The sequence below is a fragment of the Stenotrophomonas sp. Br8 genome (assembly GCF_014763005.1).
Lineage (GTDB): Bacteria > Pseudomonadota > Gammaproteobacteria > Xanthomonadales > Xanthomonadaceae > Stenotrophomonas > Stenotrophomonas lactitubi.
In genome coordinates this window covers 1-13,713 of the sequence record NZ_JACGTN010000009.1, presented here as the reverse complement: position 1 = coordinate 13,713, position 13,713 = coordinate 1, and the positions used below count along the sequence as shown (strand labels likewise).

Annotated in this window: 14 protein-coding genes; 9 read left to right on the top strand and 5 right to left on the bottom strand. The window is 66.0% G+C overall.

Annotation, left to right across the window (positions count from 1 at the left end):
* Positions 1-41 precede the first annotated feature (41 nt).
* Together H3005_RS09995 and H3005_RS09990 are read left to right on the top strand one after the other, a co-directional pair.
* A complete protein-coding gene (locus H3005_RS09995; RefSeq protein ID WP_025878862.1) occupies positions 42-467 on the top strand; it encodes a type II toxin-antitoxin system RatA family toxin in 426 nt (141 codons plus the stop codon).
* A 3-nt stretch (positions 468-470) separates the two neighbouring features.
* Entirely contained in the window at positions 471-728 is a 258-nt protein-coding gene (locus H3005_RS09990; RefSeq protein ID WP_100552274.1) for an RnfH family protein, read from the top strand.
* Between the two features lie 36 nt (positions 729-764).
* Here the strand turns inward: H3005_RS09990 and bamE are convergent, their stop codons facing one another.
* On the bottom strand, positions 765-1,160 hold the full coding sequence (bamE, locus tag H3005_RS09985; protein ID WP_099820180.1) for an outer membrane protein assembly factor BamE: 396 nt from the start codon (positions 1,158-1,160) through the stop codon (positions 765-767).
* 103 nt (positions 1,161-1,263) lie between these two features.
* Here bamE and fur point away from each other — a divergent pair, with 103 nt between their 5' ends.
* Positions 1,264-1,671, top strand: coding sequence for a ferric iron uptake transcriptional regulator (fur, locus tag H3005_RS09980; RefSeq protein WP_191078076.1), 408 nt, complete (start codon positions 1,264-1,266; stop codon positions 1,669-1,671).
* Positions 1,672-1,728: 57 nt separating this feature from the next.
* On the opposite strand, the gene H3005_RS09975 is transcribed toward fur, so the two are convergent.
* A complete protein-coding gene (locus H3005_RS09975) occupies positions 1,729-2,985 on the bottom strand; it encodes an SGNH/GDSL hydrolase family protein (protein WP_191078075.1) in 1,257 nt (418 codons plus the stop codon).
* Between the two features lie 97 nt (positions 2,986-3,082).
* On the opposite strand from H3005_RS09975, the gene H3005_RS09970 reads away from it, so the two are divergent.
* Positions 3,083-4,000: a LysR family transcriptional regulator gene (locus H3005_RS09970; RefSeq protein ID WP_191078074.1), complete on the top strand. Its 918-nt coding sequence runs from the start codon at positions 3,083-3,085 to the stop codon at positions 3,998-4,000.
* Positions 4,001-4,104: 104 nt separating this feature from the next.
* On the opposite strand, the gene recN is transcribed toward H3005_RS09970, so the two are convergent.
* A complete protein-coding gene (gene recN, locus H3005_RS09965) occupies positions 4,105-5,766 on the bottom strand; it encodes a DNA repair protein RecN (protein ID WP_100552278.1) in 1,662 nt (553 codons plus the stop codon).
* 115 nt (positions 5,767-5,881) lie between these two features.
* Between recN and hrcA the strand changes: the two genes are divergently transcribed.
* From hrcA to dnaJ, 4 genes are all read left to right on the top strand, one after another.
* Positions 5,882-6,946 carry a heat-inducible transcriptional repressor HrcA gene (hrcA, locus tag H3005_RS09960; RefSeq protein ID WP_089240450.1) on the top strand — a complete coding sequence of 355 codons (1,065 nt, stop codon included), beginning with the start codon at positions 5,882-5,884 and terminating at the stop codon, positions 6,944-6,946.
* A gap of 63 nt (positions 6,947-7,009) precedes the next feature.
* Positions 7,010-7,525 carry a nucleotide exchange factor GrpE gene (gene grpE, locus H3005_RS09955; protein WP_089240452.1) on the top strand — a complete coding sequence of 172 codons (516 nt, stop codon included), beginning with the start codon at positions 7,010-7,012 and terminating at the stop codon, positions 7,523-7,525.
* A gap of 201 nt (positions 7,526-7,726) precedes the next feature.
* Entirely contained in the window at positions 7,727-9,652 is a 1,926-nt protein-coding gene (gene dnaK, locus H3005_RS09950; protein ID WP_100552280.1) for a molecular chaperone DnaK, read from the top strand.
* 154 nt (positions 9,653-9,806) lie between these two features.
* Complete coding sequence (gene dnaJ, locus H3005_RS09945) at positions 9,807-10,940, top strand: molecular chaperone DnaJ (protein ID WP_191078073.1); 1,134 nt, start codon at positions 9,807-9,809, stop codon at positions 10,938-10,940.
* A 64-nt stretch (positions 10,941-11,004) separates the two neighbouring features.
* Here the strand turns inward: dnaJ and H3005_RS09940 are convergent, their stop codons facing one another.
* Complete coding sequence (locus H3005_RS09940) at positions 11,005-11,388, bottom strand: hypothetical protein (RefSeq protein WP_133120063.1); 384 nt, start codon at positions 11,386-11,388, stop codon at positions 11,005-11,007.
* Between the two features lie 147 nt (positions 11,389-11,535).
* Positions 11,536-12,333, bottom strand: coding sequence for a helix-turn-helix transcriptional regulator (locus tag H3005_RS09935; RefSeq protein WP_100552282.1), 798 nt, complete (start codon positions 12,331-12,333; stop codon positions 11,536-11,538).
* A gap of 73 nt (positions 12,334-12,406) precedes the next feature.
* On the opposite strand from H3005_RS09935, the gene H3005_RS09930 reads away from it, so the two are divergent.
* Positions 12,407-13,606, top strand: coding sequence for an MFS transporter (locus H3005_RS09930; protein ID WP_191078072.1), 1,200 nt, complete (start codon positions 12,407-12,409; stop codon positions 13,604-13,606).
* The last annotated feature ends 107 nt before the right edge of the window (positions 13,607-13,713 follow it).

Sequence of the window (13,713 nt, the reverse complement as noted above, 5' to 3'; positions counted from 1 at the left end):
ATTCGGGCCCGCCCGGTCGATTGCCGAAGCGTCCTGTATTCATGCCTACTATCCGCCGCAGTGCCTTGGTCGAACATTCGGCCGCGCGCATGTTCGATCTGGTCAATGATGTCCAGGCCTATCCGCGCCGTTTCCGCTGGTGCTCCGACGCCCGCATCCTCGAACAGGGCGAAGACCGGCTGGTCGCTCGCCTGGACCTTGGCCTGGGTTCGTTCAGTACCTGGTTCCAGACCGAAAACACCCTGCAGCGCCCGCACAGCATCGACATGCAGCTGCGCGAGGGGCCGTTCAAGCAACTGCACGGCCGCTGGGAGTTCCATGCCCTGGCTGAAGATGCCTGCAAGGTCACCCTCACCCTGGACTTCGAGCCGAGCTCACGCCTGCTGGGCCCGGCGCTGGCGATCGGCTTCCAGGGATTGGCCGATCGCATGGTCAACGATTTCGTCCGCGTCGCCGACGAGGGCTGAACGATGATCGAGGTCGAGGTCGTGCTGGCCTGGCCACAACAGGTGCTGTCGCGCCGGCTGCAGCTGGAGGAAGGGGCGACCGTGGCTGATGCGGTGGCAGCGGCCGGGCTCGAAGGCAGTGCCGACTGTCCGGCGGCTGCAGTGCATGGCGTACTGGCGCGGCCGCAGCAGCTGCTGCTGGATGGCGATCGTGTCGAGCTGCTGCGTGTCCTGCAGGCCGACCCGAAGGACAACCGCCGGCGGCGCGCGCGCGGCGGATGATCCTCAAGACCCGTCCCGAAGGACGGGCAGGGTGGCTCAGCGGCCGCCCTTCTTCTTCTTGTCCTTCGGCAGATTGCGGCCGAACTGGCGCACGGTCTGCTGGGCAAGGGCCTTGTCGTTGGCCGGGAAGTAATCGCCATCCCAACGGGTGACCACATCATTTTCGAAGTACACGACGAAATTCTTCACGTCGGTACGGCCCAGGCGGTTCACGCGCTCGGTCGAGGTGTAGTCCCAGCGCTGGGCGTGGAACGGGTCCGGCACCGAGGGGGTTCCCAGCAGGGCGTTGACCTGCTGCTTGCTCTGCCCGACCTGCAGCTTGGCCACGGCATCTTCCCGGATCAGGTTGCCCTGGTAGATGGGTTGCTTGTAGATGATGCCGCACCCGGTGGTGGACAAGGCAACGGCGGCGACCAACAGGAGATTGCGCATCGGGACTGGCGGTTGGGGAAATCAATCCGATGATACACTCCCGGCGTGCCACCGCGACCCAATCCGAGGCAGCTGGCGCTAAATCGCCAATGAACGGAGACCTATGGAAACCCACGACCTGCGTAAAGTCGGCCTGAAGGTGACCCATCCGCGGATGCGGATCCTGGCGCTGCTCGAGCAGCGCAATGCCCAGCACCACATGACCGCCGAAGACATCTACCGCCAGCTGTTGGAGCATGGCGACGAGATCGGCCTGGCCACGGTGTACCGGGTGCTGACCCAGTTCGAGGCTGCCGGCCTCGTGCTCAAGCACAATTTCGAAGGCGGCCAGGCCGTCTACGAACTCGACCGCGGCGGCCACCACGACCATATGGTCGACGTGGACAGCGGCAAGATCATCGAGTTCGAAAGCTCCGAGATCGAAGAGCTGCAGCGCAAGATCGCCGCCGATCACGGCTACGAGCTGGAAGAGCACTCGCTGGTGCTGTACGTGCGCAAGAAGCGCAAGTAAGCCCCGCAGCCAGCTGATTGCGACGAAACCCCGGGCATGCCCGGGGTTTTTCGTTTGTCACCGTAGATCCACGCCATGCGTGGATGGCTCCATCAGGACCTCCAGATCCACCGCCTCGGCCATCGCCCGGTTCCCCGCATCGCCCGGGTGCAGGTGATCGCCGGAGTCATAGGCAGCCGCCATCCGTGAAGGATCGGCCGGATCGCGCAGGGCGGCATCGAGGTCGATCACCGCGTCGAACGGACTATCCGTGCGCAGCCAGGCATTGAGCTGCCGGCGCTGGGCATCCTTGCCTGGGGCGTAGTAGTCGTCCAGCGGGGTGCCGGGCAGGGCACCGGCAAACGGCGTCAGGGTCGCGCCGAGGATACGCAGGCCGCGGGCATGGGCGCGTTCGGCCAGGATGCGGTAGCCGGCCTGCAGCTCGGCCAGGGTCGGCCGCGTCTCGCCGCGGGCGAAGGCCGTACCTGGCCAACTTATGTCGTTGATGCCGATCAGCACGATCACACTGGCGACGCCGGGCTGGTCGAGCACGTCACGCTGGAAGCGCTCCAGCGCCGATTGGCCCATACCATCGCGCAGCAACCTGCCTCCGGAAATGCCGGCATTGACCGCCGCTACGCCCTCCGGCGCCAGCCGCGCGGCGAGGTGATCGGTCCAGCGCTGGTCCTGGTCAAGGCTGGCGGTGGCGCCATCGGTGATCGAATCGCCGATCACCACCACACTGCGCGCGCTGGTCGCCGCCTCCACGTCGATACCCGACAACAGCAGGCGGGCCGTGGTGCTGTTGGCGCCATGCAATGCAGGCAGCCGATGCTGGTCACCCGGCGCAATCCAGCTGGTCTGCCGCCCGTCCCAATGGAAGGTCTGCAGCGGCGTGGGGTCGGGAAGATAGACGCTGACCTGCAAGGCCTGCCGATCAGCCGTGGGAAGGGGGAGCGGATCGCTCAGGCGGTCCTGCCCCGGCGCAATCACGACCCCGGGCTGGCCGTCGAAGCGCAGCGGCTGCGGCGTGTCACCCGTATGTGCAGCCACGCTGGCAGCGCCGATCCGCAACGGTTGGGTGCCATAGGCATTGCTCAGCCGGACCCGCAGGCGCGCCCCGCCCAGGCTGATGCGAGCGCTCTGCCGGAAGGTCTGGTCCTGCAGTTGGCCAGGGATGAGGGCAGGGAACAGGAAATCAGCGCTCCATACCGGCTGCGGGCTGGCTTGCCAGCTGGCGACCCAGTGCGGCGCGGGTGACGCGGGTGACGCGGCGGCGGCGGCGCCGGACAGGGCAAGCAGGGCGGTGGCGGTCAGTTGGCTCAGACGATTCATCGGAATGACCCGGTGGGAGGGACGGCCATGGTGCGTCCGCGTTCACCTGTGAACTAGACTGCGCATGGATAATCATCTGTGAATCAAATTCATTGCCATGGCACGTACCGACATCAACCGATCCGGCGAACTGGAAGTGTTCGTGCGGGTCATCGAAACCGGCGGCTTTTCCGCTGCCGCCCGCAGCCTGGAGATGACGCCGTCGGCGGTCAGCAAGTTGGTTGCGCGCCTGGAGCAACGGCTGGGTACGCGCCTGCTGCAGCGCTCCACCCGCCAGCTGCAGCTGACCCCGGAGGGCTGTGCGTTCTATGAGCGTGGCCTGCGCGTGCTGGCTGATCTGGAAGAGGCCGAACGCTGCGCCAGCGCCCACGCCGAGCCGCGCGGGCGGCTGCGGGTGAATGCCAACGTGCCGTTCGGCCAGCACTTCCTGCTGCCGCTGCTGCCGGAATTCCTGCAGCGGCACCCGCAGGTGGGGGTGGACCTGACCCTGACCGACGAGGTGATCGATCTGCTGGAGCAGCGCACCGACGTGGCGGTGCGGGCCGGCCCGTTGAAGAGTTCCAGCCTGGTCGCACGCCGGCTGGGGGCGACGCGGATGATGATCGTGGCGGCACCGGCCTATGCGGCACGACATGGATTGCCGGGCAATGTCGACGCGCTGCTGGCGCACAACCGGCTGGATATCGGCCACGCACGGTCGGTGCAGGGCTGGCCGCTGTTGCAGGACGGGCAGGAGCAGCGGGTACTGCCCAGCGGAAATGCGCGCGCCAGCAATGGCGATGCGCTGCGTCAGCTGGTGCTGGGCGGGCTGGGCATGGCCCGGCTGGCGGCGTTCCAGGTGCAGGCCGACCTCGCGGCAGGGCGGTTGTTGCCGGTACTGGAGGACGCCAACCCGGGCGACCTGGAAGAGGTGCACGCCGTGTTCCTGGGGCAGGGCGGCTACCTGCCGCTGCGGGTGCGTGCGTTCCTCGATTTCCTGGTGGAAACGGTGGATCTGGCGCGACCGCTGGGGTGACATGCGCCGCGCTGCCGCGCGGAAGCCGAGCATGGGCTCGGCTCTACACGTCGGTTCCGTTCGAGATTCCTGTAGAGCCGAGCCCACGCTCGGCGCCACCAGCCTCAGGCCTGCAACAGCTTGCGCGCGGCGGCGCGGGCTTCCTTGCTCACTTCCACGCCACCCAGCATGCGCGCCAGCTCTTCCTCGCGCGCCTTGGTGTCCAGCTTCTCCACCGAGCTCTGGGTCATGCCTTCCACCGGTGCCTTGCTGACCCGGTAATGCGCGTGGCCCTTGGAGGCAACCTGCGGCAGGTGGGTCACGCACAGCACCTGACGCTTTTCGCCGAGGGCGCGCAGCTTCTGGCCGACGATGTCAGCCACTGCGCCACCGATGCCGGAATCGACTTCGTCGAACACCATGGTCGGTACCGCGTCCAGGTCGAGCGCGGCCACCTCGATGGCCAGCGAAATGCGTGACAGCTCGCCGCCGGAAGCGACCTTGCGCAGCGCACGCGGCGGCTGGCCGGCATTGGCCGCGACCAGGAATTCGACGCGCTCGGCACCCTGTGGGTCCGGCTTGCCGTTGTCCTGCGGCTCCAGCTCGATCAGGAACTGGCCGCCGCCCATGCCCAGCTCGGCGATGATGCCGGTGGTGGTGGCCGACAGCTCGGCAGCAGCGGTGCGGCGGCTGGTGGTCAGCACCGCGGCCTCGACACGCCAGGCCGCTGCGGCCTTTTCAATCTCGCCGGCCAGGCGCTGCAGGCGTTCGTCGGCGCCGCGCAGCTGCTCCACTTCGGCATGCATGCGTTCGCGCTGCGCACCCAGCTCATCCATCGGCACGCGGTGCTTGCGTGCCAGATCGTGCAGGCGGCCCAGACGCCGCTCGTTCTCCTCGAACTGGTCCGGATCGGCATCCAGGTCGTCATGTACCCGGTCGAGCAGGGCCAGGGCTTCGTGCAGCTGGATGGAGGCGCTGTCGATCAAGGCATCGACGTCGCCCAGGCGCGGGTCATGTTCGGCCACCCGCGCCAGTTCATGCCGCACCTGCTGCAGCAGATCGAGCGCCGAGTGGCCTTCGTCACCGTTGAGCTGGTCCGTAGCTGTCTGGCAGGCGCTCAACAGGGCGCTGGCATGGGCCTGGCGGCGATGGCTGGCGCCAAGCGCGGTGATCGACTCCGGTTCCAGATCCTCACGGTCCATTTCGCGCAGCTGGTGTTCGAGGAAGCCGATGCGGTCACTCACATCGCCCTGTTGCGACAGTGCCAAGGATTCATCGACCAGCGCCTGCCAGGTGGCGGCAGCGCGGCGTACCTGGCGGCGTTCGCTTTCGTTGCGGGCATAGGCGTCCAGCAGGGCCAACTGCGACGGGCGCGTCAGCAGGGCCTGCTGCTCGTGCTGGCCATGGATCTCCACCAGCAGGCCGGCCAGGTCGGCCAGCTGTGCCAGCGTGACCGGACGGCCGTTGATCCACGAACGTGAGCCGCCGTCGGCGCGGATCACGCGGCGCAGCTGGCATTGGTCTTCATCGTCCAGCTCGTTGCTGGCCAGCCACTGGCGGGCGGCCTGCAGCTGGTCCAGCGCGAACTCGGCCGACAGTTCGGCCCTGGCGGCGCCATGGCGCACCACGCCGCTGTCGGCGCGCAGGCCGGACAGGAAGCCCAGGGCGTCGACCATCAGCGACTTGCCCGCGCCGGTCTCGCCTGAAACCACGGTCATGCCCGGCCCGAACTCCAGTTCGGTGGCGCGGACGACGGCGAAATCCTTGATTGAAAGATGTCTGAGCATGGGTAAGGGGGTGTCTGCAGCCGCGCAACGCTAGCACGCGCGGCGGGGTCGTCCAATGACTTGCCAAGGGGATGCGTCGCCATTATCTAATGTCCCTGTCTCACAGGTTGATTCCATGCACGGTTCTCCCGACCAACTTGCCCCACGCGCGCGGCACCTGCTGCGCACGCTGATCGCGCGCTACATCCAGGACGGCGAACCCGTGGGCTCGCAGACGTTGGCGCGCGTGGCCGGCCTGGAGGTCAGTCCCGCCACCATCCGCAACATCCTCGGTGACCTGGAAGATCTTGGGTTGCTGGCGTCGCCGCATACCTCGGCGGGCCGGATTCCGACCGCGCATGGCTATCGGGTGTTCGTCGACAGCCTGCTGCAGATGCAGCCGCCGGGCGAAGGTGAGCTGGCCCGGCTGCGTCAGGAGCTGGCCGGAGGCGGCAGTACCCAGGCCCTGCTCGGCAGTGCCTCGGAGCTGCTGTCGGCGATGAGTCATTTTGTTGGCGTGGTCAGCGCGCCGCGGCGTGAGCAGTTCGCCTTCCGCCAGATCGATTTCGTGGCGCTGGACGGGCGCCGGGTGCTGGCGATCCTGGTGTTTGCCGACAATGAGGTGCAGAACCGGGTGATCGAGACCCGCCAGGACTTCGCACCGGGGCAGCTGGAGCAGGTGGCCAATTACCTCAATGCCCACTTCGCCGGACTGCCCCTGGCCGAGATCCGTACCCGCCTGCTTCTGGAGCTGCGCGACGCGCGGTCCGAGCTGGAACAGGTGCTGGCGCACAGCATCGAGCTGGCCGAGCAGGCCCTGCAGCCGCCGGCCGACGACATGCTGGTGGCCGGCCAGACCCGTCTGATGGGGGTGCAGGACCTGTCCGACCTGGAGCGCCTGCGCGAACTGTTCGAGCTGTTTTCCAGCAAGCGCGAGATCCTGCAGCTGCTGGAGCGGACCATCCAGGCCCCGGGCGTGCGCATCTTCATCGGCGAAGAAACCGGCGTGGTGCCCCTGCAGGGCGTCTCGCTGGTCACCGCGCCATACACCGCCAATGGCCAGGTACTGGGTGTGCTGGGCGTGATCGGGCCGAAACGGATGGCCTACGACCGCATGATCCCGCTGGTGCAGGCCACCGCCGATGTGCTCGGTGCGGCCTTTTCGCCCGGCGGGCGAAGTCCAGGTGCATCGGACGCTTGAAACGCAGCATCCCGCCCACACTAGGGTGGGTGGAGGCGGAGAGTGACCGCCAGGGACCCAGACATGAATCAAGATCAGCCAGACATCGCCGCCCAGCAGGCCGCCGCCGACGCAGCTGCCGCCGAGGGCGTCAACGAACAGATCGAACAGCTCCGTGCCGAAGTGGAGCAGGTCAAGGCCGAAGCGCTGCGTGAGCGCGCCGACCTCGACAACCAGCGCAAGCGCGTGGCCCGCGATATCGAGCAGGCCCGCAAGTTCGCCAACGAAAAGCTGCTGGGCGAGCTGCTGCCGGTATTCGACAGCCTCGATGCCGGCCTCAAGGCCGCGGGCGACGATGCCCATCCGCTGCGTGAAGGTCTGGAAATGACCTACAAGCAGCTGCTCAAGGTTGCCGCCGACAACGGCCTGGTCCTGCTGGACCCGACCGGCCAGCCGTTCAACCCGGAACACCACCAGGCGATCAGCCAGGTCGCCGCCCCCGGCGCCGCCCCGGGCAGCGTGGTGACCGTGTTCCAGAAGGGTTACCTGCTCAACGAGCGCCTGCTGCGGCCGGCGCTGGTGGTGGTTGCCGCCGATTGACCCCGCGCGCCGGGCCAGGCCTGGCGCGGGTGTCCTCGCCCCGGACGGGGCATCGGCACGACCGACGCTGAACGTGTTGGGCGAGCGGAAACACAGCGTTCGAGGGGTGGCTTGAATGTTCCACGAGCCTCCCCCACATCCCATTCATCCACCGGCCGAACGGCCGGACTGACAAAAACAACATCCTTCAAGGAGTCCCCCATGGGCAAGATCATTGGTATCGACCTCGGCACCACCAACTCGTGCGTGGCGATCATGGACGGCGGCAAGGCCCGCGTCATCGAAAATTCGGAAGGCGATCGCACCACCCCGTCGATCGTCGCCTACACCAAGGACGGTGAAGTCCTGGTCGGTGCCTCGGCCAAGCGCCAGGCCGTGACCAACCCGAAGAACACCTTCTACGCGGTGAAGCGCCTGATCGGCCGCAAGTTCACCGACGCCGAAGTGCAGAAGGACATCGCGCACGTCCCGTACGGCATCCTGGCCCATGACAATGGCGATGCCTGGGTGTCCACCAGCGATGCCAAGAAGATGGCGCCGCAGGAAATCTCGGCCAAGGTGCTGGAGAAGATGAAGAAGACCGCCGAGGACTTCCTCGGTGAGAAGGTCACCGAAGCGGTCATCACCGTGCCGGCCTACTTCAACGACAGCCAGCGCCAGGCGACCAAGGACGCCGGCCGCATCGCTGGTCTGGACGTCAAGCGCATCATCAACGAGCCGACTGCGGCCGCGCTGGCCTATGGCCTGGACAAGGGCGACAACAAGGATCGCAAGATCGTTGTGTACGACCTGGGCGGCGGCACCTTCGACGTTTCGGTGATCGAGATCGCCAACGTCGACGGCGAGAAGCAGTTCGAGGTGCTGGCCACCAACGGCGACACCTTCCTGGGTGGCGAAGACTTCGACAACCGCGTCATCGAGTACCTGGTTGAAGAGTTCAACAAGGACCAGGGCATCGACCTGCGCAAGGATCCGCTGGCCCTGCAGCGCCTGAAGGATGCTGCCGAGCGCGCCAAGATCGAGCTGTCCAGCGCCCAGCAGACCGAAGTGAACCTGCCGTACGTCACCGCTGACGCGTCGGGTCCGAAGCACCTGAACATCAAGCTGACCCGCGCCAAGCTGGAATCGCTGGTGGAAGAGCTGATCAAGAAGTCGATCGAGCCGTGCCGCGTCGCGTTGAATGACGCCGGCCTGCGTTCGAGCGACATCAGCGAAGTGATCCTGGTCGGTGGCCAGACCCGCATGCCGAAGGTGCAGCAGGCGGTCACCGAGTTCTTCGGCAAGGAACCGCGCAAGGACGTCAACCCGGACGAAGCCGTGGCACTGGGTGCTGCGATCCAGGGCGGCGTGCTCGGCGGCGACGTCAAGGACGTGCTGCTGCTGGACGTGACCCCGCTGTCGCTGGGCATCGAAACCATGGGCGGTGTGTTCACCAAGATCATCGAAAAGAACACCACCATCCCGACCAAGGCCTCGCAGGTGTTCTCCACCGCCGAGGACAACCAGTCGGCCGTGACCGTGCACGTGCTGCAGGGTGAGCGCGAGCAGGCCCGCTTCAACAAGTCGCTGGCCAAGTTCGACCTGTCCGGCATCGAGCCGGCCCCGCGCGGCCTGCCGCAGGTGGAAGTGTCCTTCGACATCGACGCCAACGGCATCCTGCACGTGTCGGCCAAGGACAAGAAGACCAACAAGGAACAGAAGGTCGAGATCAAGGCCGGTTCGGGTCTGTCCGAGGAAGAGATCGCACGCATGGTCGCCGACGCGGAAGCCAACCGCGAAGAAGACAAGAAGTTCCAGGAGCTGGTGCAGGCCCGCAACCAGGCCGACGCCCTGATCCACGGCACCCGCAGCGCGATCACCGAGCACGGCAGCAAGGTCGGCGGCGAAGTGATCGGCAAGGTCGAAGCGGCCCTGGCCGATCTGGAAACCGCGATGAAGGGTGACGACAAGGCACAGATCGAAGCCAAGTCGAAGGCGCTGGAAGAAGCTGGCCAGTCGCTGTTCGCTGCGGCTTCGGCCGACCAGGGCGGTGCAGCCCCGGGTGCCGACGCCGGCAATGCGGGCAAGGCACAGGATGACGTGGTGGACGCGGAGTTCACCGAAGTCAAGGACGACAAGAAGTCCTGATCCGGACCGACGCGGGACGCTGCTTGCCAGCGTCCCGTTGTCGTATCAGGGTCCTGACCGCCCTCTGGCGCGTCGGGGCGCCCGACGCAAGAGCGGACCTGGTTCCGCTCTTCCGCTTTGACGAATCCCGACTTTCCGGAATGCGATCCACGATATGAGCAAGCGCGATTACTACGAAGTGCTGGGCGTTGCCCGCACCGCCACCGACGAAGAACTGAAGAAGTCCTATCGTCGTTGCGCGATGAAGTTCCACCCGGACCGCAACCCGGGTGATGCGGCGGCCGAAGCCTCCTTCAAGGAGTGCAAGGAAGCCTACGAAGTACTGTCCGACGGCAACAAGCGTCGCATGTACGACAGCCATGGCCACGCCGCGTTCGAACACGGCATGGGCGGTGGCGGTGGTGGTCCGGGCGGCCCGGACATGAACGACATTTTCGGTGACATCTTCGGCAACATCTTTGGTGGTGCCGGCGGCGGCGGTCCGCGCCAGGCGCGCCGCGGCGCCGACATCGGTTACGTGATGGAGCTGGACCTGGAAGAAGCGGTGCGTGGCGTCGAACGCCGCATCGAGATTCCGACCCTGGCCGAATGCGGCGACTGCGATGGCAGCGGCTCGGAAGATGGCAAGGTCGAGACCTGCAATGTCTGTCATGGGCGCGGCCAGGTGCGCATCCAGCGCGGCATCTTCGCCATGCAGCAGGCCTGCCACAACTGTGGTGGCCGTGGCCAGATCATCGCCAAGCCCTGCAAGACCTGCCACGGCAACGGCCGTGTCGAAGAAGACAAGGTGCTGTCGGTGAAGGTGCCGGCGGGCGTGGATACCGGCGACCGCATCCGCCTGGCGGGTGAGGGCGAGGCTGGGCCTGCGGGGACGCCGTCGGGCGATCTGTACGTGGAAGTGCGCGTGCGTGAGCACCACATCTTCCAGCGCGACGGCGACGACCTGCACTGCGAAGTGCCGATCCGCATTTCGCAGGCCGCGCTGGGTGACACCGTGCGCGTAGCCACCCTCGGTGGCGAAGCGGAAATCCGCATCCCGGCCGAGACCCAGACCGGCAAGCTGTTCCGCCTGCGCGGCAAGGGTGTTCGTTCGGTGCGCAGCCGCAGCGAAGGCGACCTGTACTGCCGCGTGGTGGTGGAGACCCCGGTCAACCTCACCAGCGACCAGCGCAAGCTGCTGGAGCAGTTCGAGGCCACCTTCAACGGCGAGGATGCGCGCAAGCATTCGCCGAAGTCGGCCACCTTCATCGATGGGGTGAAGGGCTTCTGGGATCGGATGACGTCCTGATCTGTCAACGGACATGTTGAACGACAGCGCCGGGCTCTGCCCGGCGTTTTCGTTTGCGGTTGCTTTACAGGATTTCCCAATCAGCTTTTCCGTACAGCCGGCGCCCCTCGAACAGGAGCGTTCCGCGATCACCCACGACATCCAGCTCGAACCAGGGGTGCCCATCCCGTTCTTTGGGCCGGACGTAGAAGCGTTTCTGGGCGCGGTTCATTTCGACGTAGTACGGGTTCCGCAGGGCGGCATCCTTGGGCTGTCCCTTCCAACGAACATGGATGTAGCCATCGTCGCTTCGACCTTGGATCTCGAGAAAGAAATGAAAACCGTCCTTCTGTTCATCCGAGTAGAAACGGAACTGCGTGCCGCTCGCATATGCGGATGGTTGCATTGCCGTCAGGGCCAGCAACACAGCAACCGCAAGCCATCGGGTGATACTCCATGCTTTCGTCACAAGCCCTTCCTCTTCCGTGGGGCGCTATCGGAACATGGATGCGGTTGCGAGAATGAGACGGATTTTCCACTTGCGTCCTGACAAGCAGAATCCCTACCTGTAGGTAGCGCAGTAGATCCACGCCATGCGTGGATGCCGTTCAACGGCTCAACGGAAAAACGCCGCCGGCGTCTGACCCAGCTGGCGCTTGAACATGCTGGTGAACGCACTCGGGCTTTCATAGCCCATCGCCAGCGCCACATCGATCACCTTCTCGCCGCGGGCCAGCCGTTCCATCGCGGCCAACAGGCGTGCCTGCTGCCGCCATTGGCCGAAGGTCATGCCCAGTTCGCTGGCGAAGTGGCGCTGGATGGTTTTCACGTCGATCGCCAGCGCCTGCGCCCAGTCCTGCAGAGTAGCCTCGTCGCCGGGATGCTTCTGGATGTGCTGGCAGATCCTGTGCAGGCGCGGGTCGACGGGCTCGGGCAGGTGCAACGGCAGTACGTCCATGCGGTGCAGCTCGTCGAGCATCAGTCGCACTACGCGGCCATCGCGGCTGTCCTCTTCATGCGGTCCGTCGATCAGGCTGGCCGCCTGCAGCAGTTCGCGCAGCAGCGGCGCCACCTGCACGGCGAACGCCTCTGCCGGCAGGTGCGGGGCGAATGCCGGTTCGATGTACAGGCTGCGCATGTGCACGTCGGCGATGCAGTCCACCGCATGTGCCATGCCCGCCGGCATCCAGATGGCGCGAGTGGAGGGCACCACCCAGCGACCGACCTCCGATCGCACCACCATCAGCCCGGACATGGAATAGACCAGCTGGTGTCGGCGGTGCTTGTGCGCCGAGACATGGGTGCCGGCGCGGTAGTCGCGTGCGCGGCAGGTCACCGGACGATGTACCGGCACGTCGTTCCACGGCGCGGTTTCGCGGATGGGGCAGGGGGTGTCCTTTTTGCGATAGGCCATGACCAGAACGCGGCAGAAGGGAGCGGGTGGCCACCGTAGCATGCACGGCTCGCCCCCATCCTGACCGTGCGCAATGTCGACTCTGGCTTCTCCCGCCGTATCCGCCCGCCCCGTATCGCCAGGAGTGCTGGCGGCGATCTCCAGCTCGCACATGGTCAACGACATGATGCAGTCGCTGATCCTGGCCATCTATCCGGTGATCAAGGGCGGCTTCAACCTCAGCTTTACCCAGATCGGCCTGATCACGCTGACCTACCAGCTCACTGCCTCGATCTTCCAGCCGCTGGTCGGGCTCGCCACCGACCGCCGGCCCGCCCCGTATTCCTTGCCGATCGGCATGGCCTCGACTTTGTGCGGCATGCTGCTGCTCGGCTTCGCGCCCAATTACGCGATGGTGCTGCTGGCCGCCGCGCTGGTCGGCATCGGTTCGGCCATCTTCCATCCGGAAGCCTCGCGCATCGCACGCCTGGCCTCCGGCGGCCGTCATGGCCTGGCGCAGTCGGTCTTCCAGGTAGGGGGCAATTTCGGTACGGCACTGGGGCCGCTGATCGCCGCAGCGGTGATCGTGCCCTACGGCCAGCATTCCGCATCGTGGTTCGCCGGTGCAGCGTTGATCGGCATTGCCCTGCTGACCTATGTCGGCCGCTGGTACTCGCTGCATCTGGGCGCTCCCCGCCCAGCAACACATGGCGTGATCGCCGCGCGCCATCCACCGCGCACGATTGCCCGGGTGCTGGCGATCCTGCTGGTGCTGATCTTCAGCAAGTACTTCTACATGGCCAGCATCGGCAGCTATTTCACCTTCTACCTGATGCATCATTTCGGCATTCCGGTGGCGCAGGCGCAGCTGCATCTGTTCGCCTTCCTGGTGGCGTCCGCAGCGGGCGGCTTCTTTGGTGGGCCGCTGGGTGATCGTATTGGCCGCAAGCCGATCATCTGGGCCTCGATCCTGGGCGTGGCACCGTTCGCGCTGATGCTGCCGCATGCCGATCTGCTGTGGACCACGATACTGGCGGTGCTGATCGGCTTCGTGCTGTCTTCCGCATTCTCGGCCATCGTGGTCTACGCGCAGGAAATGATGCCGCACCGGATCGGCATGGTGTCCGGTCTGTTCTTCGGCTTCGCCTTCGGCATGGGCGGCCTCGGTGCAGCAGTGCTCGGTCTGTTGGCCGACAAGACCAGCATCGAATTCGTCTACCAGCTCACCGCGTTCCTGCCATTGCTGGGCATCGTCGCGGCATGGCTACCGCCGTCGAAGCCTACTGCGCACTGAGGGGTGTTCTTCAGCAGGGCTGCGCCCTGCACCCGCCGAGGCAACGGCAACGGCAACGGCCGAAGCAAAAGCTGGTTTCCTATGAGTTGGCGGGGTGGGTCCGGTTG